We start from the raw sequence: 23,849 nt of genomic DNA on the forward strand, positions 1-23,849 counted from the left end.
TACGAGATCGCCGCGGTCCTGATCCGCCACGGATTCGGGGACATGGTCCGCCGGCTCGGGTTGGCGGACGCGCTCGAGAGTGCCGGCCACGTGCTGAAGTGGCAGGATGCCGCGGCGCTCGCGCACATGGCGCCCGCGGCCCGCGTCGTGCGCGCACTGGAGGAGCTCGGGCCCACCTTCGTCAAGCTGGGGCAGATGCTGGCCACCCGTGTGGACCTGTTCGACCCGGAATGGATCGCGCAGCTGGGGCGGCTCCACGATCATGCGCGTGCAGCCAGCTTCGAAGATGTGCGGGCCCAGATCATCGAGGACCTCGGACAGCCGCCGGAAGAGGCGTTCGCCGAGTTCGGGATGGAGCCGCTTGCGGCCGGATCGCTGGCGCAGGTCTACGCGGCCCGGCTTCACACCGGCGAATCCGTGATCGTCAAGGTGCGCCGGCCCGGCATTCGCGCCGTGGTGGAGGCCGATCTTCGGCTGCTGCATCGCCTGGCCCAGGCGGCGGAATCGCAAAGTCCGGCGTTGCGCATCTTCGGGCCGCGCCGCCTCGCGCGCGAATTCAGCCAGTCGCTCAGGCGCGAGCTCGACTTCGCCTCGGAGGCGCGCAACGCCACGCGGATGATCGGCAACTTCGCGGCTTACGATGATGGGGAGGACGCAGCCGCTGACCCTGGCGAACCGCCACGCGAGACGCCCATCCTGATCCCGCGCGTTTTTTCGTCATGCGAACGGCTTTGCGTCCAGCAACGCGTGGAAGGCATCGCCGGCACGCGCCTGGACCTGGTGGACGAGGCAGGTCTCGACCGGCGCCTGCTCGCGCGGCGCGGCGCCCGCGCCGTCTTGAAAATGATCGTGGAAGACGGCTTCTTCCACGCCGACCCCCATCCGGGCAACGTGTTCTACCTGCAGGACCACCGGGTGGCGTTCATCGATTTCGGCATGGTGGGCCACCTGACCGAAGAGCGCAGGCTGCAGCTGGCGCAACTTCTCGTGGGGCTCGTCAGGCACGAAGCGGGGATGGTCGCCGACGTCCTGCTGGCATGGACCGGCGACGAGGCGGCCGACAAGGCGGACCTGGTCGCGGAGATCGAGGACTTCGTCGCCCGGTACAGCGGCGTTTCGCTGCGGCAATTGCGATTCGGAGGGATGCTCAATGAAGTCCTGGCCATCCTGCGCGGCCATCACCTGGCCCTGCCGTCGGACCTGGGCCTGTTGATCAAGGCCTTCATCACGCTGGAGGGCATGGGCCGCGACCTGGACCCGGACTTCGACATGGCGGCCGAGGCGCTGCCGGTGCTGGAAAGGGCGCTGCGCGCGCACTATGCGCCCGAGCAGGTCCTGCGCCGCGGGTGGGCCTCCATGCGCAGCCTGCTGGCCGACGTGTCCAGCATGCCCGGCGAGCTCGCGGCCCTGCTGCGGGCGTTGCGCCGTGGACGGCTGGACATCCATGTCGATGTCCCCGCGGTGCGCGCCGTCGGCACGCAGATCGACCGCGCCGCGACGCGGCTCGCGGTCGGGATCGTCGTCGCCGCGCTGATCATCGGGTCCTCGATCGTGATGACGGTGCCCGGCGGGCCGCAGTAGCTCGGCCTGCCGCTGTTCGGCCTGCTCGGGTTCGTGGGGGCGGTGACGGGCAGCATCTGGCTGCTGGCTTCCATCTGGCGCGGCCATCGGCAGGTAGAAGGGCCGGGTGCATAGCGACATCCTCTTTCAGGTGTATGCCGCGCGAGCCTGCGCCATGTCCAGGCGCCCCTGCAGGACTTTTTCGATGGCGTCATGCCGCAGGCTGTGCATGCCGGACTGCACGGCGCTGGCCAGGAGCTGCGAGGGACGCGCGCGCTGCTGGATCAACTCCCGCAGCGCGGGGGTGTTCTCAAGCACCTCGTAGACGCCGAGCCGACCCTTGTAGCCGGTGCCGCCGCAGGCGTCGCAGCCGCAGGCGACGCCCACCCGCAGCGCCGAAGGCGATGCCGCACCGGCGGCATCGAGCAGGCGGCGCTCGGCCTCGGCGCGGTCCGACGGACCCTGGTCCACGTATTCTTCCAGGAGGGCCGCGTAGGCGCCGTCCCCGAGCGCTTCGAGTTGGCGGCAGGCGGGACAAAGCGCGCGCACCAGCCGCTGCGCCACGATGCAGAGCAGGGAGTCGGCGAAGTTCAAGGGGTCGATCCCCAGCTCGAGCAACCGCACCACGCTCTCGCACGCGTTGTTCGTGTGCAAGGTCGAAAGCACCAGGTGACCCGTCAGCGAGGCCTCGATCCCGATCTTGGCCGTCTCGGCGTCGCGGATCTCGCCGATCATGATCACGTCCGGGTCCGCCCGCAGGAAGCTGCGCATCGCGGCGGCGAAGGTCAGGCCGATCTCGGGCTTCACCTGCACCTGGTTCAACCCCGGCTGCGTGATTTCGATGGGGTCCTCCGCCGTCCAGATCTTCCGCTCCTCCGTATTGATCGCCTTCAGGATCGAGTGCAGGGTGGTGGTCTTTCCTGAACCGGTCGGCCCGGCGGCGAGCATCAGCCCGAACGAACGTTTCGACAGGCGCTGGATGGTCGCTTCGTCCCGCGGCTGCAGGCCCAGGTGCGCGAGTGCCATGGGCGCCGACGTGCCCAGCAGCCGCAGCACCACATTCTCCATTCCATCGTGCGTGGGCAGGATGGCCACGCGCAGCTCGAGGCGCTCGCCGCCGAATTCCGCGAAGTCGATCTTGCCGTCCTGGGGCCGGCGGCGTTCCGAGATGTCGAGCCGGGCCATGACCTTGATGCGCGAGACCAGCGCCGCGCGGAGCTTCCCCGGCAGGGTCAGGTACGGGCACAGGTCGCCGTCAATGCGCATGCGTACCAGCGTTCCCGCACCATGCGGGTTGGTTTCGATGTGGATGTCCGAGGCCCGCCGGCTGCGCGCATCCATGACCATCTTCTTCACCAGGCGTGCCATGCCCGACTGTTCGCCCACCACAGTCGCAGGCCCGCGGTCGAGGACGGCATCGACTTCCTTTTCGGCCAGGGCGACGAGATCCTCGAGCGCCGGCGCGGCGACGTCGTCCGGCTCGAGCCGCTGCTCCTGCGGCACCACCAGCGTCCACTCCAGCATTTCCGGCTCCTGCCCGGCGGCGAAGCGAGCCGTCTCCTCACGCTCGACGCGCGCGACGACGTCGTTGCTGTCCGCCCAGACGAGCATGACGGTGGACCCGGTCGCCTCGCACAGGGTCTTGCGCAGCGCGGCGTCGTCCGGCGAACCGGAGGCCATGAAATACACGTCGTCGTGCGGTCCGAGCGGGAGGACACGCAGGGTCCGCGCCAACTTGTGCGGCAGGACCTCGAAGGCACCGGGAGCCAGGTCGAAGCGCGTGGCGTCGGCCTCCGGAATCCCGGCGACCCGGCCCAGGGCGCGGCCGAGTTCATCGCGCGTCAGGACGGCACGGCGGACCAGCTGGATACGGTGGCCGCGGAACACGTCCGGGTCATCCGCCGCCAGCTTGGCGATCATCGCCGGGTCGAGCAGGCGCAGTTCCTCCAGCGCCTGTCGCAGCGTCACGATCGGGGCGTGGTGCAGGGCCTCCAGCGCGTCGAGCAGGGTGGCGATGGAGCGTGCGGGTTCGAGGCGTGGCATCGGGGCCGGCCGCCGGGGCTCCAGCAGCAGACGCAGGAACAGAGGCGGCGCCCGCTCGGGATCGATGGTGTCGATGTCGGCCAAGCCGGTCATCCGGGCCAGGGCGCGACCAAGTTGCTCGCGCGTGAGCAGACCGCGGACGACCAGTTCGCGGCAACGCATCCCGAGCAGCTTCGGGTTCTCCCCTTGCAACCCGACAATGGTCGCGCGGTCCATGAGATGAAGCTCCTGCAGCGCTTCGGCCAGCGACATCACCGGGATGCGGCGCTTCGCCTGGAGCGCTTCCAGCAAGGTTTCCAGTGTTGGAGCGGATGAGTGGGAAGCCTGCGGCGCCGGGGCCTGTTCGTTCATGGTGGCCTGGGTTTCTGAAACATCTAGTTTCAGGTCAACGGCCCGTGAGCACTTGACCGGCATCAACCCGGCGCGTCGCCGTCAGTCCGCGCGTGCCCCCATCGCCCCGAGTTTGCGCATCCACTTGCGGGCATCCGCCGGCTTCAGGTCCCCCACCAGCCCGACCAGCGTCTCGTGCACCGGCGCCATGCCGACAAATCCCAGGATGTTGCGCTCCAGCGATTTGACGCTGTGGGCGCGATAGAACCAGCGATAGACGAGTGCCGGCATGCCCATGGTCACCACGACCCGGGCGGACCGGCCCTTGAGGCCCTTCTCGGTCATGGCGGCGGAGCCGTCCTTGTAGGCGAACGCGAAGCCGGGGCGCGCCACCTGCTCCAGGAACCCCTTGAGCAGCGCCGGCATGTCGCCCAGCCAGAGCGGGAAGAACAGGACGATGTGTTCGGCCCAGCGGATGTCTTCCTGGGCCTGGAGAAGCCCGGGCGGCACGGCGCCGTGCTCCCATTCGTGGCGGGTCCGCAGCAACGGGAACTCCAGTTGCGCGACGGCGATGTTGCGTACAGTGTGTCCCGCTTCGGCGGCCCCGTCGACGTAGGCTCCGGACAGTGCATGGCAGAGATGGTTGGTGTCGGGGTCCGGGTGGCCCTGGATGATCAGGATGCGTTTGCTCATGAAGGTTACCGTGAGGAGGTGGATGGGCGCGCCAGCGCGCGGACGGCATCCGCCAGAAGCGGGCCGAGCGCGATGGCGTTGGAAGAATGCGGGACGCTGTCACAGCTGACGAAGCGGGTCGCGCCCGCGTCGCGCAAGGCGTCCAGCGCTTCGTCGTCCAGCAGGGCATGCGTCGCGACACAGACGGGCGGGCCCAGGCCCGCCGCGGCGATCGCGCGTACGGCCGCCACCATGGTGCCGCCCGTGGAGACAACGTCGTCCAGCAGGACCGGGGTGCGGCCAGTCCAGTCGTTGTCGGGCGCGAACGCCACGCGCACTTCACGATCGCCCGACCGCGTCTTCTCCATCACGGTCCAGGGCGAACTGCACAGGTGCGCGACGTGGGCGATCCATTGCGCACTTTCCGCATCGGGACCGACCAGCAGCGGTTGCGGCACTTGGTCCCGCAGCCAGCGGGCGATGGCGGGCGCCGCCGCCACCGCCTGGGTTCGGATCGAGTAGATGTCGCCGAGGGCGTGCCAGCGATGCAGGTGCGGGTCCACCGTCACCAGGAAGTCGAGCGCCCCGGAGAGGAGGCGCGCATAGCTGCGCGAGGTGACGGCCTCGCCGGGGTGGAAGCGCATGTCCTGCCGCATGTAGGCCAGATACGGCGCGACGAGTCCCACCCGTTCCGCGCCCAGCTCCCGCGCGGCGTCGGCGGCGAAGAGCAGCGGCAAGGTCTTGCCATCGGGATGGTCCAGGCTGCCGACCAGCACCACGCACCGGTCCTGGACCGGCGCATCGATGCGGACCAGGCTCTCGCCATCCGGGAACCGGTGCGTCGCCAATTGGCTCCAGGGGCAGGCCAGCCGCCCGGCCAGGTCGGCGGCCAGTGCGGCCGCCCCAGGAAGTGCCAGCACGATCACCAGGCGTCCTCCACCACCTGGATCGCTTCCGGCTGCTGGAGCGCATAGTCCAGCGCGTACGCCAGGGTGCCGGGCGATCCCGCGTGCAGGGTGAAGAGCGCCTGTCCCCGCTCCACGAAGTCGCCCGGCACGACATGGAGGTCGATGCCCGCGCAGGCGGTCTTCGGCGCGCCGGCCAGCTTGGCGATGCGCGCGAGGCGCCGGTTGTCGACGGCGGCCACCAGGCCGCTGCGCGCCGCGGGGACTTCTCGCACGTGCGCGGCGACCGGCGGTTCGCGCATGCCGCCCTGGGCCTCGCAGATCTCCTGGAACTTGCGCCACGCGCGGCCATCCCGCAGCACCTCCTGCGCCAGCGCGCGGCCGGCACCGGCGGCGGCCATCCCCCCCATCTCGAGGATCTCCCCGGCCAGCGAGCAGGCTCGCCCGGCCAGGTCGACCGGTGCGCCGGCACCGCCCCGCAAGACGGCGAGCACGTCGCGTGCTTCGAGGGCCGGCCCGATCCCACGGCCCACGGGGGCCAGGCCATCGGTGGGCGCCACGCGAATCGTCAGCTCCAGCGCCGCGCCCACTGCATGCAGCAGCCGTGACAGGTGAGCCGCATCCGCGTCGCTGCGCACCTTGGCCGTGGGGCCGACCGGCATGTCGATCAGCACGTGGGTGGCGCCGGCGGCGATCTTTTTTGAAAGGATGGAGGCCACCAGCTGGCCCTGGCTGTCCAGGTCGAGCGGCCGCTCGACCCGGATCAGGATGTCGTCGGCCGGGCTGAGCCGCACCGCGCCACCCCACACGATGCAAGCTCCGGTGCGCTCCACGACGCGGCGGATCCGGGCGACGTCGAGGTCGACCGGGGCCAGCGTTTCCATGGCGTCGGCGGTGCCGGCGGGCGAGGTGATCGCGCGCGAGGACGTCTTGGGCATGCGCAGCCCGCACGCCGCGACGATGGGCACGACCAGCATCGTGGTGCGGTTCCCGGGAATTCCGCCGACGCAATGCTTGTCCATCACGAGGCCATCGCCCCATCGCATCCGCTCCCCGGCGCGAAACATGGCACGCGTGAGATCCACCGTTTCCTGGAGGTCGAGGCGGTCGCCCGCGCACGCCGTCACGAAGGCCGCCAGTTGCAAGTCGGAATAGCGCCCTGCGGCGATGTCCCCGATCACCGCCTGGGCCGCCGCCTCGGTCAGCCGCCGGCCGTAGACCTTGGCGCGCACGTGGCCCAGCGATTCGAGCGGCGGCGGATGACGCAGTGTGGCCTGGTCGCCGGGGGAGGGGCTCAGCAATCGCCAGGCGGCCTCCGACAGGCCGGCTTCGTCCGGGGCGAGGAAGTCGCCGGTGACCACGTTCAGCGTCGCGACGATCGTGCGTCCCGCCAACCCGATCTCGACGCGGGACTGCGCCTCGAAGCCCTCCGAGCTGCAGACGGGGCAGTCACGATGCATGAACAGCACCGGCTCCTGGTAGGTGTCGATGCCCAGCCGCCGCAGGCGCAGCCGGCTGGGGGAGGGTGAGAAGTTCGGGCGCGAATCCATCGGAGGCCCATTCTTCTGCGGCGCCCACGGCCGGGGCTTGAGCTACGTCAACCGCAGGCCGCGAGTGCCGGCGCAGCATGGGACACCTGAACATCCAGTCCTGGCCCATGAGCATCCGCAATCTCGAAAGTCTTTTCGCCCCCCATTCGGTCGCCGTGATCGGCGCCTCCGACCGGCCGGGAAGCCTTGGCGCGGTGGTGCTGGCCAACCTGAAGCAGGGCGGGTTCACCGGGCAGGTCTGGTCCGTCAACCAGGCGCGTGCGACCGTCGATGGTCAGGCGGCCTGGCCCGACGTCGGCGCACTGCCGGGCATTCCGGACCTCGCCGTCATCTGCACGCCCGCGGCCACGGTGCCAGGTTTGATCGCCGAACTCGGCCGCAAGGGCACGCGCGCGGCGATCGTGCTGTCCGCCGGCATGAAGCAGCCGGCGCCCGGCGGCGAAGGAACGCTGGAGCAGGCCATGCTCGACGCCGCGAAGCCGTACCTGCTGCGCATCCTCGGGCCCAACTGCATCGGCTTGCTGGTCCCGGCGGTCAAGCTCAATGCGAGCTTTGCGCCAGGCAACGCCATGGGCGGCACGTTGTCTTTCGTCACCCAATCCGGCGCGCTCGCCACGGCGATGCTGGATTGGGCCGGCGAGCGCAGCATCGGCTTCTCGCATTTCGTTTCGCTCGGGGACAGCGCGGACGTGGACTTCGGTGACGTGCTCAATTACCTGGGGAGCGATCCCGGGACCCGGGCCATCCTCCTTTACGCCGAATCGATCAAGGCGTCGCGCAAATTCATGTCCGCCGCGCGCGCCGCGGCACGCAACAAGCCCGTGATCGTCGTCAAGGCCGGCCGCACGCCCGCGGCGGCGAAAGCGGCGGCGTCGCACACAGGGGCACTGGCCGGCGCGGACAAGGTCTTCGACGCCGCCGCGCGCCGCGCGGGCATGCTGCGGGTCGACACGCTCGAGTCGCTGTTCGATGCGGCGCAGACGCTGGCGTATCCGCATCCCTGGCGCGGCGAGCGCCTGGCGATCCTCACCAACGGGGGCGGCGCCGGCGTGCTGGCCGCCGACGCACTGGCGCTCAGTGGCGGAACCCTCGCGCAGTTGTCGGAAACCACGCTCGGCGCATTGGGGGCGTGCCTGCCGTCCACCTGGTCCGGTGCGAACCCTGTCGATATCGTCGGCGATGCGCCGGCCTCCCGCTATGCGCAGGCACTGGCGGTCCTCCTGGCCGCGCCCGAGGTGGACGGCGTGCTTTTCATGCACGCGCCTACGGCCATCGTGCCGTCGGCGGACATCGTGCTGGAGAGCCTGCCGCTGATGCAAGGCGCAGCCAAACCTGTACTCTCCTGCTGGATGGGCGGGCAGGCCGTGGCGAACGCCCGCACTGCGTTCAGCCGCGAGGGGCTGCCCTGGTACAGCACGCCGGAACGCGCAGTGACGGCCTGGCTGCAGCTGGTGCACTACCACCGCAACCAGGCGGCACTGCTGGAAGTGCCGGCAGAACGCCGTGATTTCACGCCGGACCGCGAACGGGCCCTGGCCATCCTGCGGGACTGCGCGATGGCGCGGCGGGAATGGCTCGACCCGGAGCAGGCGCACGACCTGCTGGCCGCCTATGGCGTCCCGTCGACGCCGACCCGCATGGTGCTCGATGCGGAAGAGGCCGCCGCTGCCGCGGGGGCACTCGGCTACCCGGTGGCGCTCAAGGTCGTGTCGCAGCAGATCGTGCACAAGTCCGATGTGGGGGGCGTGGCGCTCGGCCTGGCCAACGGCGATGAACTGCGCAAGGCCATCGTCCTGATGCACCAGCGCATCGCGCACTTGCGCCCCCACGCCCGCGTGTTGGGATTCGCCGTCCAGCCCATGGTGAAACGGCGCCACGCGCGTGAGCTCATCGCCGGCATCGGCAGCGATCCGGTCTTCGGCCCGGTGCTGCTGTTCGGCCAGGGAGGAACAGGCGTGGAACTCTCGGCCGCGCATGCGATCGGCCTGCCGCCGCTCAACGCGGCACTGGCGCGTGACCTGATCGCGCGCAGCGGCGTCGCGCCCTGGCTCGACGCGCATCGCGGCGAACCGGCGGCGAAGGTGGATGCGGTGGTGGACACCCTGGAGAGGCTCGCCCTCATGGCGAGCGAACTGGGACCGCTGGCCGAGCTGGACATCAATCCGCTGGTGGCCGACGAGCATGGGGTGGTGGCCCTGGATGTCCGTGCGCGGGTGCGGCTCGCCGGCGCCGCCGCGGGCGTTGCGCCGGCCATCTGCCCATATCCCGCCGGCCTCGAAGAACGCGTGACCGTCGCCGGCACGGAACTGCTGCTGCGCCCGATCCGGCCGGCAGACGCCGGCCGGCTGAAGGCCTTCTATGCGAAGTCCCCTGCGCATGACATGCGCCTGCGCTTCTTCATGACCCGCAGGGAAGTCGGCGCATCCGAACTCGCGCGGTACAGCCAGATCGACTACGACCGCGAGATCGCGTTTCTCGCACTCGCGCCGCGGCAGGCGGATGGAAGCCAACGCATGGTCGCCGAGGTGCGGGCGGTCTGCGACCCCGACAACCAGCGCGCGGAGATGGCCATTCACGTGGCCAGTGCCTGGCAGCACAAGGGCCTGGGACGGCTGCTCCTGCGCAAGCTCGTGGACCACCTGCGTGCGCGCGGCACCCGTGAAATCGTCGCGCAATGCCTGCCGGAAAACGAGGCCATGGCGGGGCTGGCCCGCAGCCTGGGGTTCACGGTGCGGCCGGACGGCGACACCACGGCGCTGGGGCTCGTCCTGCGAAGCCGCGAAGCGGCTGTTTGATCCTCGTCAACGCCGCCCGGCTCGGGGGCGCACACACTGGCACCAATCTCGGAGACTCTCATGATCCTGGCCGAACCTTGCGCCCGCCGATGAACAACTGGCCATCCTGGGTGGCACTCGCCGTGCTCGTGGCCGGAGTGGCCGGTCTGCTCGGTTGGGCAGTGATCTGGGTGCTTGCCCTGCATGACTGATGGGACGACGAGGAGCGATGCACCATGAAGGCTGAAGAAATGCTCGGGTTGGCGTTGGCGCTCGCAACGTGCTTCACGGCCGCCCACGCGCAGCAAACCGTTTCGCCAACGCGCGGAGAGCTGCTTTACAACAACCACTGCATCGAATGTCACTCCACGCAAATGCACTGGCGCGAGCGCAGGCAGGCGCGTGACTGGACCACCCTGCTGGGGCAGGTGCAGCGCTGGCAGGCAACGGCCGGCCTTCAGTGGAGCGACGCCGACGTCGCCGAGGTGGCTCGGCACCTGAACAGCACCATCTACCGTTTTGCTCCACCTTCGAGGACGCAGCAGCTGGGTTCGAAGGGTGGCGATGCCGTGGCCACAGCCGCGCCCGGACACATCACCGAAAGGAAGATTCCATGAAATCCAATGTGGGAACGATCGACCGGGGCATACGCATCGCGCTCGGCATCCTGCTGATCCTGCTGGCCGCGCTGGAAGTGATCGGTCCGTGGGGCTACGCCGGCCTCCTGCTCGTGTTGACGGGGGCGTTCCGATTCTGTCCCGCTTATCCGCTGCTTGGGATCACGACGTGTTCCGCCCCTGCGCCGGGCGACAAACGCTGACAAGCCGCGGCGCCCGAGCTAGACGGCCCATTCGGCCTCCGGCTCCGGCGCCAACAGCATCATCCCGGCGGCCGTATTGGAGATCGGGATGTGGTAGTTGGCGGCGACCTGCCGCGCTCCGGCGGGAAGCGCCGCGCGCGCGGCCAGCCACATGAGAAGCTCCACCCCCTGCGTGCCCGCCTGCGCCACCAGCTCCCGGGTATTGAAGCGGGTCGCCCATTCCGGCTGTTCCACCAGGCTGCGCATGAACGCCAGGTCGAACGGCTTGTTGATGAAGCCCGCGCGCTCGCCATCGAGCTGGTGCGACAGCCCGCCGCTGCCGATCACGACCACCTTCTGCGCGCCGGGCCAGGCCCGTACCGCGCGTCCCACGGACCGGCCGAGCTTCCAGCAGCGGCTGGCGGAGGGCAGCGGGAACTGGACGGTGTTGATGCAGATGGGCACGATCTTCACCGGCCAGGACGGACCGGGCCAGAACAGGGAGAGCGGCACGGTCACCGCGTGGTCGATCAGCATTTCCTGGCAGGTGACCGGGTCGAATTCGGCTGCCACCAGCGCCTCGATGACGTGCCAGGAGAGCGCGGCGTCTCCGGCCACGGGCGGGCTGGTGGGCAGGCCCCAGCCTTCGTCGGCGTGGTGATAGGCCGCCGCGGCACCCACGGCGAACGTGGGCATCTTGTCGAGGAAGAAGTTGAGGCCGTGGTCGTTGTAGAAAACGATGGCGATGTCCGGCCGGACCTGCGCCAGCCATTCGTGCACCGGCCTGAAACCATCGAAGAAGGGCTTCCAGTACGGCGTGTCCTGCAGGCCCCTGGCGATCGCGCCGCCGATGGCCGGGACATGGGAGGTGAGGAGGGTGCCGACGATCGTGGCCATGGCTTTCCTAGGATTGGGCGGCGGCGGCGAGGCGCGCCTGGAATTCGGCCTTGCTGACGCCGGTCTGCTGCGCGCCGATGTCCTGCATGTCGAGCCCGAAGATGCCGGCGAGCTTGGCCAGGTAGTAGGCGTTCCCGCCGGCGGCGATCATCCGCAGGACGTCGCGCTGCCGGACGGCTTGGCGCTGCGCGTCGTCGAGCCCGAAGCGCGCGCAGTAAGCCTCCTCGTCCGCCAGGAAGGCCGCGCGGTTCGCGGCGTCGTTGAAGGAGTAGCACATCTTGTTCAGCGCATAGCCCTTCATGGCCTGCGCACCGTCGAAGAGCACGGTGCCGGGGATGGCGCGGGCGGTGGCGTCGGGGTGGCTCACGGAACGACGGAGGCGCCCGACTGCCGGCCGGGAGATCGCTCGACAATGGCCTGGCACGAAACGCAGCGCGCGGTGGCGGGCACGGCCAGCAAGCGCTGGGTGTCGATGGGCGCGTCGCAGTCGGTGCACGATCCATAGGTCCCATCCGCGAGGCGACGCCTGGCCGCCACGACCAGCGCGAGTTCGGCGGCCACATGCGCCGCCTGCACGTCCTCCACCGCCGACAGGCTCTCCTGCGCCGCGACATCCTTGAAATCCGAAACGTCGTTGTCGTCAGCGGGCTGAAGTGCCGATGTGTCGTCGGCGTCCAGGTGGGCGCGCAGCTCCGCCTCCCGTTCAACGAGCAGCGTCGACAAGCGCGGCAGGAGGGGTTCGAGCGTGGAGTTCATGGCGGGTGTTCCGGATCTGCGATGAGTCCATTGTTGAAGCGCCGGGCTCCGGTTCACTTGATCCCCGTCAAACGCGAGTCGCCTGGACGGCGCTCCATCCGTTGCGTCCGACTTGAGCTGGCTCAATGGACGCGCGGCCAGTCAGGCCGAAGATGGGATGCAACCAGGAAGGCGCAGCATGATTTCCGCAGCACGCTGGCCACCATGGCGCTGCTGGTCCTGTTCGCTCTGACCTACTGGCCCTGGATGGGGTACATGACAAAACCCGCCTGACAAGGAGATCCGATGAAACCGATTTCACAAGCAATGTCCCTGGCCTTGCCGGCCTTCCTCGCCATGGGTCTCGCCGGCTGTGCCGCGGCTCCCGCCAAGAGCGAGGCCCACGCTCACGCGAGTCCGGATACGACGGACATGCAGGTCCAGTGCGAGATGCACAGGAAGATCATGAGCGGCAAGCCTCCCGCGGAGCAGCAAGCGATGATGCAGGAGAAGATGAAGTCGATGACGCCTGAGATGCGGCAGCGCATGCAAGCGATGCACGGGCAGTGCAAATAGGGGTTGTGGGGCGGCGAGCCCTTCTGTCTGGTGCCTAGCGGACGATCAGCACGGGCACTGGCGACAGGCTGACGAGCTTGCCCGCCACGCTTCCCAGCAGCATCCTGTCGAGCCCGGACCGGCCGTGCGATCCGGCCACGATCAGGTCTGTCCCCTCGTCCTTCGCGGCCGCGAGGATCCCCTTGGCCGCCGTCACGTCCTCCAGCAGCCGGAGCTGCAGGTCGACCGCCGGGCCGGGTTCGGCGCACAGGGCCATGACGCGCGCATGCGCGGCAGCCGCGTGATCGCGCGCGGCCGAGAGATAGGCATGGAGGCCCATCGGGTTGGTGTTGGCGATGCCGAGATAGGGGAACGGGTCGACCACGAAGACCGCGGTCAGGCGGGCACCATGAATGCGTGCGAGGCTCACGGCTGATCTGGCCGCGCTCTCGGATGCCGCGCTGCCGTCGGTCGCCAGAAGGATGTGCTTGAACATGGGATGGACTCGGTGAGACAGGTGGGCTGAGGATCAGTGCAAGTCGACAGTTTCGAGATATTCAGGCACGTGCGTGGGCCAGCGCAGGGTCCGTTCGATGCGCTGCCGCAGCGCATCGGCGGCGTCCGGCTCGCCGTGCGTGATGAAGGTGGTGCGCGGTGGGGACTTCATCCCGCGCAGCCAGCTTTCGATCTCTGCCGCGTCGGCGTGCGCCGAAAGCGAATCGAGTTGCGCGACTTCGCATCGCACCGGGACATCCTCGCCGTGGATCCGCACCGTGCTGTCGCCGGCGGCCAGGTGCGCGCCCCGTGTTCCGCCGGCCTGGAAGCCGGCCAGCACGATGGTGTTGCGCTTGTGCGGGGCGAATGCCTTGATGTGGTGGATGACGCGCCCGCCCGTGGCCATGCCGCTGCCGGCGATGACCACCATCGGACCGCGACGGGCGTTGAGCTCGCGGGATTCCTCGGGCGTCCCGACGACGTGCGCCGCATTCGACAGGGCCGAGCACTCGGCCGGCGTGAGGCGCAGCTCGTTCTGGTGGCGCAGGAAGACCCGTGTCGCTTCGGCGGCCATGGGGCTGTTCAGGTAGACCGGCAGGTGCGGGATCACACCGTGCTCCTTCAGCTGCTGGATGCGCAGCATCAGGGCTTGCGCCCGCCCGACGGCGAAAGCGGGAATGATGATCGCCCCGCCGCGCGCTGCGGTCCGGTTGACGATGTCGGCCAGTTGCCGGAGCGGGTCGTGGTCGGAGTGCAGGCGATTGCCGTAGGTGGACTCGACGACCAGATGATCCGCCTGGGCGATGGGGTCGGGTGCGCGCATCAGCGCATCGACGGGGCGCCCGAGATCGCCGGAAAACAGGATCGAAACCGTCCCGTCGTCGAGCCGCACGGATGCGGCGCCGGGCATGTGGCCCGCGTGCGTGAGCGAGCCCCTGAGACCCGGAACCGGTTCCCACGCCTTCCCGAAGGCGACCGTCTCGATCCTGTCCAGGCTGTGGATCGCGTCCTGGCGCGTGTACAGGGGCAGCGCGGTCGAATGCTTGCTGAGGCGGTGGCGATTCATGTACCCCGCTTCCTCCTCCTGCAGGCCGCCGCTGTCGGGCAGCATGATGCGGCAGAGATCCCGTGTGGCCGCCGTGGCGTACACATTCCCGCGAAAGCCCTGCTTCACCAGCAACGGGAGATAGCCGGAGTGGTCGATGTGTGCGTGCGTGAGGATGACGGCGTCGATCTCCGACGCCTTGAGCGGCAGCGGCGCCCAGTTGCGCAACCGCAATTGCTTGTAGCCCTGGAAGAGGCCGCAATCGACCAGCAGGGAGAACTTGCCGTGCCGCACGAGGTACTTGGACCCCGTCACGGTGTTGGTCGCGCCTAGAAATTGGACTTGCATGGTGGCGTCAACCTTCACCGGTCGCGCTCGTGCCGCGAATGGCGAGCACGTGGACAGGGGCGAGGCGGATGATCTGTTCGGCGCCGCTGCCGAGCAACAGGCGGCCCAGGCCGCGCCGGCCGTGGGTTCCGACCACCACCAGATCGGCCTTCCACTCGGTCGCGGCATCCGCGACGGTTTCGCCGAGCCGGCCACCGAATTCGTCGAAGAGGACACTGTCCGCCTCGACATCCGCGGCACGGGCCAGGGCCATCCCGTCCGCAAGAACCCTGGAGCCGGCCTCGCGGATGGCCTGGACGAGCCCACCTGAATAGCCTCCATAGGGCTCCAGCCCGGTCGAATAGCCCATCTCGGCAACCACATGAATCAGCCGCAGGCGGCCATGGAACGCCTGGGCGAGACCGATCGCCACCGTGAGCGCCTGGTTGGATGTGTCGCTGCCGTCGACAGGAACAAGAATGCGTTGGTACACCGTGCTCTCCCCGGGGGTTGCTGGTCGGGCCAGTGTGGGCCGGACGATCGCTTGTCCGCTTGATGTTGGTCAAGCCGGCGCCACGCCGCCGCGGCGACAGTGGAAGCATGAAAAGCCGTTTCGTGCTCCTCGTGGCCGCCTGCCTGCTGGCCGGCTGTTCGACGCTGCTGCCCCACGGCAGCACCGACGTCGTGGACGATAACCTGGTGCTGTTCCGGAACTACTCCGGCCAGGCCCATACCGTTCGCGTGGAGAAGCAGACCCATCCGCTCGGGCCGCTCCAGCCGGCCGGTGAGTCCGCGGGCTCGCTGCTGATCCATTGATGGACTTCGCGGAATCGGCGCGAGCGCAAGCCTTTCGTGCCCGGCTCGAGACGTTCATCGGCCGCTTCGTGCTGCCGTACAACGCCGCGTGGCAGCAAAGCGCGAACGCCGGCATCTGGCCGGCTTTCGTCGACGACTTGAAGGAGCTGGCGCGGGAGGAGGGGTTGTGGAACCTGTGCCTGCCGCACCTGGACACGGCCGACCCGGGGACGCGCCTGTCCAACCTTGAATACGCGCCGTTGGCCGAAGTGATGGGCCGCATCCCCTGGTGCGCCGAAGTCTTCAACTGCAACGCGCCGGACAGCGGCAACATGGAGCTGTTGCAGCTCAGTGCCACCGCGCAGCAACGGGAGCGCTGGCTGAAGCCGCTGCTGGCGGGCGAGATCCGCTCCGCGTTCGCGATGTCCGAGCCCGACGTGGCGTCGTCCGACCCGACCAACCTGCAAACCGTCGTCCGGCGCGAGGGCGGCGAACTGGTCCTGAACGGCCGCAAGTGGTTCATCACGGGTGCGGCCCACCCGCGGTGCCGGCTGCTGGTCGTGATGTGCCGCAACGAAGACGCGGACGAAACGCCATCCCGCCACGGGCGCCACAGCCTGGTGCTCGTGCCCGCGGACGCCCCGGGCGTGAGCCTCGAGCGCAACATTTCCATCATGCACCACCTGTCGCCGGAAGGGCATTGCGAAATCCTCCTGCGCGAGGTGCGCGTGCCCGAGTGCCACCTGCTGGGCCCCTGGGGCGGCGCGTTCGCGCTTGCCCAGGCACGGCTGGGCCCGGGCCGCGTCCACCACTGCATGCGCACCATCGGGCAGTGCGAACTGGCACTGGCGTTGGCGTGCGACCGCGCGCTGGAGCGGCACAGCTTCGGCCGCCACCTGGCGGACCAGTCCAACGTGCAGGACTGGATCGCGCAGTCGCGGCTGGAAATCGACCAGGCCCGGCTGCTGGTGCTGCGGGCGGCGTGGAGCCTGGATCAGCCGCAGCCGCCCGCCGACGTGCGCGCGCAGATCGCCGGCATCAAGGTGGTCGCGGCGCGCCTGCAGACGCAGGTGGTGGATCGGGCGATGCAGGTGTTCGGTGCCATGGGCCTGTCACCCGACACGCCGCTCGCCTGGCTGTGGACGTGGGGCCGCGCGCTCCGCTTCATGGATGGCCCGGACGAAGTGCACCTGCGTACCGTGGCGCGGGCGGAACTGGAGCGCGCGCGCGGTCAGCGGGGTGCGTGGAGCGCCTACTTCACGACCCCGGAACAACTGGCCGCGCCACCGCGAATCCGCTGAGCGGGCCCGGGAAGCGGTTCCATGGAAGAGTGGTCCGCCCCACGCCGCTTGTCTAAGGCGATCCGAGTTCGCGCACATAACTGCGGACGGCTGGCCGCGCCCGAGGCGGCGGGGCGGACGAAGCCGTTCCGATGTTCACGAAGCACAGGGCCTGCTCGCCGGAGCCGAGCGCGAACAGCTCACGCAGTGCGCGCGACTGCAGGGCCTGGCCGCTGGTGAGCGCCGAGCCGAAGCCCAGCGCCGTGGCCATCAGCAGCACGTTCTGGATGGCGCACCCGGCCGAGACCAGGCGTTCCGCCAGCGGGACCCCATCGCCCGGCAGCCCGGTGCGTGCCACGGCCAGCAGCAGCGTCGGTGCCCGGAATGCCTTTTCGCGGGCTTGCGCCAGCTGCGCCGGATTCGCCGCCGGGTCGCGTTCGCGCAGCGCCGCGGCGAACCCTTCTGCCAGCACGGTGCGCGCTGCGACTTGCACCAGCACGAAGCGCCAAGGCGTGCGCTGGTCGTGATCCGGCGCGGCGCTCGCCGCCCGCAAGATGCGCTCGAGTTGGCGCGCGTCCGGCCCGGGCGCCAACAGCCGCTTGGGCAGCACGGTCCGGCGGGCGTGGATCAATGCTTCGGCGAAGTCCCCGGAAGTGCGCGCGCCGCTCGATGGCGCTCGCGCCCCTCGGCGCGCGGTGCGCCCGGCAACGCGCGGCACCTGCTCAACGCGCGCGCCCGTCGGCGCGCGGGCGTCCACACCAGCATCAAGCCCCGCTGCCGTGACTGTCACCCGCATGCCCCGACATGGCCGCACTGCGTGCAGAAGTCGCAGCCATCCTTGCGGATCATGGCGTGCGCGCCGCATTCGAGGCACTTGGCGGCGGCCATGGTCGCAAGCGGGGCGGCCGCCGGCGTGGCGAGCGGCGGGGCCGGCTCGCCCTGCCGCCGCGCGATGATGTTCTGCACGGCGTACGCGATGGCAGCCACCTCGGAGTCGTGCCACAACGGCACGCTGGTGCCGTCCGGCCGGGTGAAACTGCCCAGCCGCACGGGACCACGGTCCCAGGCGACCTTGCGCATGTCGGCCAGGGCGCGCTCGAGAAAGCCGCCGCGCGCCGCCAGCGAGAGCAGCCGCATGCTGGACGTGATCCATTGCTGCGACTCGCCGCTCTGCCCGACCGGCATGAAGAACTCGATGGCCCGCTCGCGCCCGTCGGGCAGGGGGAGGAAGGAGACGACCAGATACAGGGTCTGGCGGCCTTGCTGCGTCCAGAACTCCACCTTCTCGGCGACGGCGGGCAACTGGCCCTTGGGCCGGCTTTCGACGATGGCACGCATGGCATCGGGAGCCGGGGGCGCGTCCGCGGCCTCCCCGGGCGCCGGCCGGACTTCGAGCACCGCCCCGACGATGGCGTTGGGCCGGTAGGTCGCGAGCCCCTTCAATCCGGCGCGCCACGCCGCCAGGTACAAGCCCTTGAATTCCTCGTACGGGTAGTCGGCCGGCACGTTCACGGTCTTGGAGATGGCCGTGTCCACGTAGGGCTGGACCGTTTCCATCATCGCGAGGTGCGCCGCCGCCGGCATCTCGAGCGCGGAAACAAAGAAGGGTGGGAGTTGCCCCGTATCGCCCCCCAGCACGCGGTACAGCCGCCAGGCATGGTCCTCCACCACATATTCGCTGCGGCTGCCGTCGGCTTCGCGCTTCTTGCGCGTGTAGGTCCAGGAAAACGGCGGCTCGATGCCGTTCGACGCGTTGTCGGCGAAAGCCAGGCTGACCGTGCCCGTGGGCGCGATCGACAGCAGGTGGCTGTTGCGGATGCCGTGCTCGCGGATCGCCTGTTTCAGCGGCTCGTCGAGCCGGCTGGCGAAGGTGCCCGGCTCCAGGTAGCCGGCGGCGTCGAACAGCGGGAACGGCGCCTTCTCCCTGGCCAGCTCGACGGAGGCCAGATAGGCCGCGTCCCGCATGCTGCGCGCGATGCGGGCCGCCATCGCGCGGCCGTCGGCGGCGTCGTAGCGCAATCCCAGCATGGCGAGCGCGTTGCCCAGGCCGGTGAAACCGACCCCGACGCGCCGCTTGGCCATCGCTTCCTCGCGTTGCTGTTCCAGCGGCCAGTAGGTGAGGTCCAGCACGTTGTCGAGGGCGCGCACCTGCACCGCCACCGCGCCCGCGAACGCTTCGAAGTCGAAGCGCGCTTCGCCGTCAACGCTGAATGGATGCCGCACGAAGCGCGGGAGGATCACCGGCCCCAGGTCGCAGCATCCATAGGGCGGCAACGGTTGCTCGCTGCACGGGTTGGTGCTGGCGATGGTCTCGCAGTAGCGCAGGTTGTTGTCGCGGTTCATCTTGTCGATGAACAGCACGCCCGGCTCCGCGAAGTCGTAGGTCGAGCGCATGATCGTGTCCCACAGCTGCCGGGCCGGCAGCGAGCGGTAGATCCACAGGCCGTCGGCGCGCTGCGCCGCGCCTTGCGCGATGAGGGCGGCGCCGGGACGCGCCCGGTGCACGAGCGCCCAGTCTTCGCCGGCCTCGAGCCCGCGGATGAAGTCATCCGTCACGGCCACGGACACATTGAAGTTGTTCCAGCGCCCCGGCTGGCGCTTGGCCGTGATGAATTCCAGCACGTCCGGATGGTCGATGCGCAGCACGCCCATCTGCGCACCGCGGCGCGCGCCGGCGCTTTCCACCGTGGCGCAGGAGTGGTCGAACACGTCCATGTAGCTGCAGGGGCCGGAAGCGAGCGAGGCTGTCGTCTTCACCTCGGCGCCGCGCGGCCGGATGCGCGAGAAGTCGTAGCCGACCCCGCCGCCACGCCGCATGGTCTCCGCGGCCTCGCGCAACGCCTCGTAGATGCCGGGATCGCCCGCCTCGTCCAGGCCCTGGATGCAGTCACCCACCGGCTGCACGAAACAGTTGATCAGCGTCGCCTGCAGCCCCGTGCCCGCCGCGCTCATGATGCGCCCGGCGCCGATCGCGCCCGCCTCCAGATTGCGCAGGAAGCGCTGCTCCCATCCGGCGCGCAGCGGCTCGTCCTCGATACTCGCCAGCGCGCGGGCGACGCGGCGGAACAGCGCGTCCTCGCCAGTCTCGCCTTCCTTCAGGTACTTCTCGCGCAGCACGTCGGCGCTGATGGGTTGCACGGGAAGCGCCGCGCGCGCAGGGGCAAGGTCTCTTTTCATGCTCGCTTTTTTCTTGGCAGCTGCTGCGTTCTTGCCCTGCGGCTTCAGGCAGGGCCGAGTCCGATGGGCGCCGGAGCATTCATGACGATGCGGGTGAACAGCCGTTCGTAGCTGCCCTGGTGTCCGTCCGGACCCAGCGGATCACGGTTGGTCCGGAAGGCGACGTCCAGCTCGGCGCGCTCCGTGCTGGCCAGCACCCGCTCCGCCACGGGAAGCACGTGGGCTTCCTCCACTTTCATGTGGTGCAGGTAGAACGTGACGTAGTCGCGGGCGGCGTCCGAGAACATGCCGCTGTGGCCATCGCCCAGCAGCTCCCAGCGCAGCAGCAGATGCTGCAGTTCACGGATGCGTGCTTCGCCGCGTGCGTGTTCCCGCTCCAGTTCGTCCACCACCGGGGCCAGTTCGGGGGCCGCGCGCAGGAGCATCGGGAACAGCAGTCCGGATTCCTTGGGGTGGTGCCGCTTCTCGGGAAATTCGTCGATGTAGAACAGCATGGCGCGCACGACGTCGAAGAACTGACCGGGATTGCCGGCGGGTCCGCGCGCGAGCATCTGCAGCAGCGAACGCAGGATCGCGCCGAGCGTGGAATGTTCGTCGCGGATGATCTGGAGCGCGCCGCGGCGCGTGGTCGCTTCCATGGAAGGCTCCTCAGATGTAGCCGGGCAGGCCGGGTTTGCGGCGCATGTGCAAGGCGACACCGACCGCGCCCAGGTGGTTGGGATTGCGCCCGAGGATGGCCTGCGCGAGCGGCAGGAAGTGCTCCTCCTCGAAGCGCGCATGCGCCACATAGGCCTGGACCAGGCGCTCCAGCAGCACGGCATCGAGGCCTTCGGCGCGGCCCCTGGCCACGGCACGGACCGATGGTTCCAGCGTCTTCCACATCTGCTCCAGCTCCCGGTGCTCCGCGACCAGGCGGGCGGTGAGCGCCTGCGCGGATTCGCGCTCGGCGCCGGGCGAGGCACTGCCGATCACCGCCGGGAAGAGGTCGCGCTCCTCGTCCTGGTGATGCAGGAGCACGTCGTCGCGAAACAGCGCCACCGACGCCGCCGAGACCCGCCGCGCCTGCGCCATCTGTTGCGCGAGGCGGGGCAGCTCGCCCAGCTCGCGCAACTGCTTCACGATGCCTTCATGCGAGTGGTAAAGCGTCTTGAGCGGGGCCGACACGTCGACACAGGTATCGACTTGGGACAGGGTGCGCAGGCTCATGGCTTGCTCCTTGCGGGTGATGCGTCAATGTAGGGGGCCACTGCGGGCATGGATTTGACGCAACGCAAGCAACCGGACTTCAGGTGCCCCCGGGATTCGGCAGCAGGCCGGCCAGGCGCGCGGGGTCGGCGATCCGCACCTGGCGGTGCCGCACTTCCAGCAGTCCCTGCTCGGCAAAGCGCGAAAAGGTCCGGCTCACCGTCTCCAGCTTCAGCCCGAGGAAGTTGCCGATCTCCTGGCGCGTCATGCGCAGCACCAGTTCCGAGCTGGAGAAGCCGCGCGCGTGCAGCCTCTGCGCCAGGTTCAACAGGAAGGCCGCCAGCCGCTCCTCGGCGTTCATCGTGCCCAACAGCAGCATCACGCCATGCTCGCGCACGATCTCGCGGCTCATGACGCGGTGCAGGTGGTGCTGCAGCGCGCCCACCTCGCGCGCGAGCTCGGCGATGCGGTCGAACGGCATGACGCAGACCTCCGCATCCTCCAGGGCCACCGCCTCGCACGTGTGGCGGTCGTTCACGATCCCATCCAGGCCGATGATCTCTCCGGCCATCTGGAAGCCGGTGACCTGGCCGCGCCCGTCACCGGAGGCGACACAGGTCTTGAAGAAGCCGGTGCGCACGGCGTAGAGCGAGGTGAAAGGCTCGCCCGCCTGGAACAGTGCGGTGCCGCGCCTGACCTTGCGCCGCGTCGCGACCAGTTCGTCGATCCGGGCGAGTTCGCCCGGGGCCAGTCCGGCCGGCATGCACAGCTCGCGCAGGCTGCAGTTCGAACAGGCGACGCTGGTGGGAGCTTCTGACATGGGTCAAATTGTCCGGGCCGCGGCGGTGCCGGAGTTGACCAAGGTCAAGTGGGACGGTACCCGCATGGCGCAAAGTGCCGGGCATGACCGCGACCTCCATCACGCCCGAGCTGCTGCGCCGCTTCGATGTCCCCGGCCCGCGCTACACGTCGTACCCGACGGCGGACCGGTTCGTGGAGGCGTTCACCCCGCACCACTACGAACAGGCCCTGGCCCAGCGCCGGGAGGGGCCGGCCGCGCTGTCGTTGCCGCTGTCGCTGTACGTGCACATCCCGTTCTGCGAGTCGCTGTGCTACTACTGCGCCTGCAACAAGATCATCACGCGGCACCACGACCGGGCGCAATCCTACCTGCGGTACCTGGGCCGGGAGATGGATCTGCACAACGCCATCCTCGGCACCGACCGGGTCGTGACGCAACTGCACCTGGGGGGCGGTTCGCCCACCTTCCTGTCGGACGTCGAACTGGCGCAGCTCATGGCCATGCTGCGGCGCGGCTTCGCCATCGCTCCCGGCGCGGAATGCTCGATCGAGGTGGACCCGCGCACGGTGGACGGGGCCCGGCTGCAGGCGATCGCGGACCTGGGCTTCAACCGCATCAGTTTCGGCGTCCAGGACTTCGACCCCGACGTCCAGAAGGCGGTGCACCGGATCCAGCCGGCCGGGCAGGTGTTCGCGTTGATGGAGCAGGCGCGGGCCATCGGCTTCGATTCGATCAACATCGACCTGATCTACGGGCTGCCGCGGCAGTCCCCCGAGTCCTTCGCGCGCACGCTGGCCCAGGTCTCGCAACTGCGCCCTGACCGCATCGCCCTCTACGGCTATGCGCACCTGCCGGAGCGCTTCAAGTCCCAGCGGCGCATCGCGCAGGCGGAGCTGCCGGCACCGGGGGCCAAGGTGACGATGCTGTCGCAGGCGCTCGCTTCGTTCGAAGGCGACGGCTACGTGTACGTCGGCATGGACCATTTCGCGCGGCCGGACGACGCGCTGGCGGTCGCCAAGCGGCAGGGCCGGTTGCACCGCAATTTCCAGGGTTACAGCACCCAGCCGGACTGCGACCTCATCGGCTTGGGCGTCTCGGCCATCGGGCGGGTCGGCGCGACCTACAGCCAGAACGCCAAGACGCTTGCCGAGTACTGCGACCATCTCGACCAGGGCCGCCTGCCGGTGGCACGCGGGCTCGCCCTGAGCCGCGACGACCTGGCGCGCCGCGCCGTCATCATGGCCCTCATGTGCCAGGGCGAAGTGGTCTTCGAATCGATCGAGGTGGCCTGGCTGCTCCACTTCCGCAAGTATTTCGGCGCCGAGCTGGAGCAGTTGGACAAGCTTTGCGCGGAGGGCCTGGTGACCGTGGACGAGACCGCCATCCAGGTGACGGCCAAAGGCTGGTTCTTCGTGCGCGCCATCGCCATGCTGTTCGACCGCTACCTGCAGGCCGATCGCAACCGCACCAAGTTCTCACGCATCCTCTGACCGGCCGTTTCCCCTTCGCACCATGACATCCACCAGCCCCCATTTCCATGAATTGCTCCAGTCCGCCGCCGGGCAGCCCGAGCCGCAGCGGCTGCTGTTCGTCTTCGCGGGCGCGGGGCTGCCCGAGGACGCGACGCCGGCGCAAAGGGCACGCTTCGAAGCGGGCGAGGGCGGCACCCTCGAGCCGCTGGCCTGCGTCGACAAGAGGCCGGACGAGCTGACGGATTTCGAGGCCCTGGCCGCCGAGGCGCGCCAGGCGTGTCCGCCCTGGCATGTGGTGTTCATCGCGGCCCTGGGCGGCCAGGCCGGCGCCGGGCCGACCGACGGCCAGGTCGACGACGCGCTGCGCGGCATGGTCGAGAACCTGCGCGTCGGCCGCATGCAGGGCTACTCCGCGCTCGACCCCGCTGGCGAGCCCGTGGCGTTCGAGTAG

Annotated in this window: 23 protein-coding genes and 1 pseudogene; 9 read left to right on the plus strand and 15 right to left on the minus strand. The window is 69.5% G+C overall.

The window, feature by feature from the left end:
• The first annotated feature begins 195 nt into the window (after positions 1–195).
• A pseudogene (locus tag FN976_RS04010) lies at positions 196–1,695 on the plus strand (ABC1 kinase family protein).
• 12 nt (positions 1,696–1,707) lie between these two features.
• Here FN976_RS04010 and FN976_RS04015 read toward each other — a convergent pair.
• From FN976_RS04015 to FN976_RS04030, 4 genes are all read right to left on the minus strand, one after another.
• Complete coding sequence (locus FN976_RS04015) at positions 1,708–3,954, minus strand: GspE/PulE family protein (RefSeq protein ID WP_186510744.1); 2,247 nt, start codon at positions 3,952–3,954, stop codon at positions 1,708–1,710.
• An 81-nt stretch (positions 3,955–4,035) separates the two neighbouring features.
• The gene (locus FN976_RS04020) at positions 4,036–4,626 is read right to left on the minus strand and encodes an NAD(P)H-dependent oxidoreductase (protein ID WP_145891216.1); all 591 of its coding nucleotides are present in this window, start codon (positions 4,624–4,626) and stop codon (positions 4,036–4,038) included.
• A gap of 5 nt (positions 4,627–4,631) precedes the next feature.
• Positions 4,632–5,531 (minus strand): ribose-phosphate diphosphokinase, encoded by a 900-nt coding sequence (locus FN976_RS04025; RefSeq protein ID WP_145891218.1) that lies wholly within the window; start codon positions 5,529–5,531, stop codon positions 4,632–4,634.
• Complete coding sequence (locus tag FN976_RS04030; protein WP_145891220.1) at positions 5,528–7,060, minus strand: thymidine phosphorylase family protein; 1,533 nt, start codon at positions 7,058–7,060, stop codon at positions 5,528–5,530. The genes FN976_RS04025 and FN976_RS04030 overlap by 4 nt, the downstream gene beginning before the upstream one ends.
• Before the next feature lie 107 nt (positions 7,061–7,167).
• Here FN976_RS04030 and FN976_RS04035 point away from each other — a divergent pair, with 107 nt between their 5' ends.
• From FN976_RS04035 to FN976_RS04045, 3 genes are all read left to right on the plus strand, one after another.
• Positions 7,168–9,855 carry a bifunctional acetate--CoA ligase family protein/GNAT family N-acetyltransferase gene (locus FN976_RS04035; RefSeq protein ID WP_145891222.1) on the plus strand — a complete coding sequence of 896 codons (2,688 nt, stop codon included), beginning with the start codon at positions 7,168–7,170 and terminating at the stop codon, positions 9,853–9,855.
• 215 nt (positions 9,856–10,070) lie between these two features.
• Positions 10,071–10,451 (plus strand): cytochrome C, encoded by a 381-nt coding sequence (locus tag FN976_RS04040; protein ID WP_145891224.1) that lies wholly within the window; start codon positions 10,071–10,073, stop codon positions 10,449–10,451.
• Positions 10,448–10,654, plus strand: a complete 207-nt coding sequence (locus FN976_RS04045; protein WP_145891226.1) for a YgaP family membrane protein — start codon at positions 10,448–10,450, stop codon at positions 10,652–10,654. The genes FN976_RS04040 and FN976_RS04045 overlap by 4 nt, the downstream gene beginning before the upstream one ends.
• A gap of 18 nt (positions 10,655–10,672) precedes the next feature.
• Here the strand turns inward: FN976_RS04045 and FN976_RS04050 are convergent, their stop codons facing one another.
• From FN976_RS04050 to FN976_RS04060, 3 genes are read right to left on the minus strand one after another with little or no spacing between them, the layout of a single operon-like run.
• Complete coding sequence (locus FN976_RS04050) at positions 10,673–11,530, minus strand: class III extradiol dioxygenase family protein (RefSeq protein ID WP_145891228.1); 858 nt, start codon at positions 11,528–11,530, stop codon at positions 10,673–10,675.
• Positions 11,531–11,537: 7 nt separating this feature from the next.
• Positions 11,538–11,897 (minus strand): protocatechuate 4,5-dioxygenase subunit alpha, encoded by a 360-nt coding sequence (locus FN976_RS04055; protein WP_145891230.1) that lies wholly within the window; start codon positions 11,895–11,897, stop codon positions 11,538–11,540.
• The gene (locus FN976_RS04060; protein WP_145891231.1) at positions 11,894–12,286 is read right to left on the minus strand and encodes a TraR/DksA family transcriptional regulator; all 393 of its coding nucleotides are present in this window, start codon (positions 12,284–12,286) and stop codon (positions 11,894–11,896) included. Before FN976_RS04060 ends, FN976_RS04055 begins: the two co-directional genes overlap by 4 nt.
• 285 nt (positions 12,287–12,571) lie before the next feature.
• Here FN976_RS04060 and FN976_RS04070 point away from each other — a divergent pair, with 285 nt between their 5' ends.
• Complete coding sequence (locus FN976_RS04070; protein ID WP_145891235.1) at positions 12,572–12,841, plus strand: hypothetical protein; 270 nt, start codon at positions 12,572–12,574, stop codon at positions 12,839–12,841.
• A 34-nt stretch (positions 12,842–12,875) separates the two neighbouring features.
• Here the strand turns inward: FN976_RS04070 and FN976_RS04075 are convergent, their stop codons facing one another.
• Genes FN976_RS04075 through FN976_RS04085 form a run of 3 tightly spaced genes read right to left on the minus strand, consistent with a single transcriptional unit; the run spans position 12,876 to position 15,180 of the window.
• On the minus strand, positions 12,876–13,316 hold the full coding sequence (locus FN976_RS04075; protein ID WP_145891237.1) for a universal stress protein: 441 nt from the start codon (positions 13,314–13,316) through the stop codon (positions 12,876–12,878).
• A gap of 33 nt (positions 13,317–13,349) precedes the next feature.
• On the minus strand, positions 13,350–14,708 hold the full coding sequence (locus FN976_RS04080; RefSeq protein ID WP_145891239.1) for an MBL fold metallo-hydrolase RNA specificity domain-containing protein: 1,359 nt from the start codon (positions 14,706–14,708) through the stop codon (positions 13,350–13,352).
• Between the two features lie 7 nt (positions 14,709–14,715).
• Positions 14,716–15,180: a universal stress protein gene (locus tag FN976_RS04085; protein WP_145891241.1), complete on the minus strand. Its 465-nt coding sequence runs from the start codon at positions 15,178–15,180 to the stop codon at positions 14,716–14,718.
• A 107-nt stretch (positions 15,181–15,287) separates the two neighbouring features.
• Between FN976_RS04085 and FN976_RS04090 the strand changes: the two genes are divergently transcribed.
• Both FN976_RS04090 and FN976_RS04095 read left to right on the plus strand, forming a co-directional pair.
• Positions 15,288–15,503: a putative periplasmic lipoprotein gene (locus FN976_RS04090; protein ID WP_145891243.1), complete on the plus strand. Its 216-nt coding sequence runs from the start codon at positions 15,288–15,290 to the stop codon at positions 15,501–15,503.
• Complete coding sequence (locus FN976_RS04095) at positions 15,503–16,783, plus strand: acyl-CoA dehydrogenase family protein (RefSeq protein WP_145891245.1); 1,281 nt, start codon at positions 15,503–15,505, stop codon at positions 16,781–16,783. The genes FN976_RS04090 and FN976_RS04095 overlap by 1 nt, the downstream gene beginning before the upstream one ends.
• 52 nt (positions 16,784–16,835) lie before the next feature.
• Here the strand turns inward: FN976_RS04095 and FN976_RS04100 are convergent, their stop codons facing one another.
• The 5 genes from FN976_RS04100 to fnr form a co-directional block, all read right to left on the minus strand.
• Positions 16,836–17,393 carry a nitroreductase family protein gene (locus FN976_RS04100; protein ID WP_255440119.1) on the minus strand — a complete coding sequence of 186 codons (558 nt, stop codon included), beginning with the start codon at positions 17,391–17,393 and terminating at the stop codon, positions 16,836–16,838.
• Between the two features lie 155 nt (positions 17,394–17,548).
• Positions 17,549–19,939 carry an adenosylcobalamin-dependent ribonucleoside-diphosphate reductase gene (locus FN976_RS04105; RefSeq protein ID WP_145891250.1) on the minus strand — a complete coding sequence of 797 codons (2,391 nt, stop codon included), beginning with the start codon at positions 19,937–19,939 and terminating at the stop codon, positions 17,549–17,551.
• Between the two features lie 44 nt (positions 19,940–19,983).
• A complete protein-coding gene (locus FN976_RS04110) occupies positions 19,984–20,577 on the minus strand; it encodes a hemerythrin domain-containing protein (RefSeq protein WP_145891251.1) in 594 nt (197 codons plus the stop codon).
• 10 nt (positions 20,578–20,587) lie between these two features.
• Positions 20,588–21,145: a hemerythrin domain-containing protein gene (locus FN976_RS04115; protein WP_145891254.1), complete on the minus strand. Its 558-nt coding sequence runs from the start codon at positions 21,143–21,145 to the stop codon at positions 20,588–20,590.
• A gap of 79 nt (positions 21,146–21,224) precedes the next feature.
• Positions 21,225–21,944 carry a fumarate/nitrate reduction transcriptional regulator Fnr gene (fnr, locus tag FN976_RS04120; protein WP_145891256.1) on the minus strand — a complete coding sequence of 240 codons (720 nt, stop codon included), beginning with the start codon at positions 21,942–21,944 and terminating at the stop codon, positions 21,225–21,227.
• An 83-nt stretch (positions 21,945–22,027) separates the two neighbouring features.
• Between fnr and hemN the strand changes: the two genes are divergently transcribed.
• Both hemN and FN976_RS04130 read left to right on the plus strand, forming a co-directional pair.
• Positions 22,028–23,416: an oxygen-independent coproporphyrinogen III oxidase gene (gene hemN, locus FN976_RS04125; RefSeq protein WP_145891258.1), complete on the plus strand. Its 1,389-nt coding sequence runs from the start codon at positions 22,028–22,030 to the stop codon at positions 23,414–23,416.
• A gap of 22 nt (positions 23,417–23,438) precedes the next feature.
• Entirely contained in the window at positions 23,439–23,849 is a 411-nt protein-coding gene (locus tag FN976_RS04130; RefSeq protein WP_145891260.1) for a ribonucleotide reductase subunit alpha, read from the plus strand.

Source organism: Caenimonas sedimenti, from assembly GCF_007833165.1.
Classification (GTDB): domain Bacteria; phylum Pseudomonadota; class Gammaproteobacteria; order Burkholderiales; family Burkholderiaceae_C; genus Ramlibacter; species Ramlibacter sedimenti.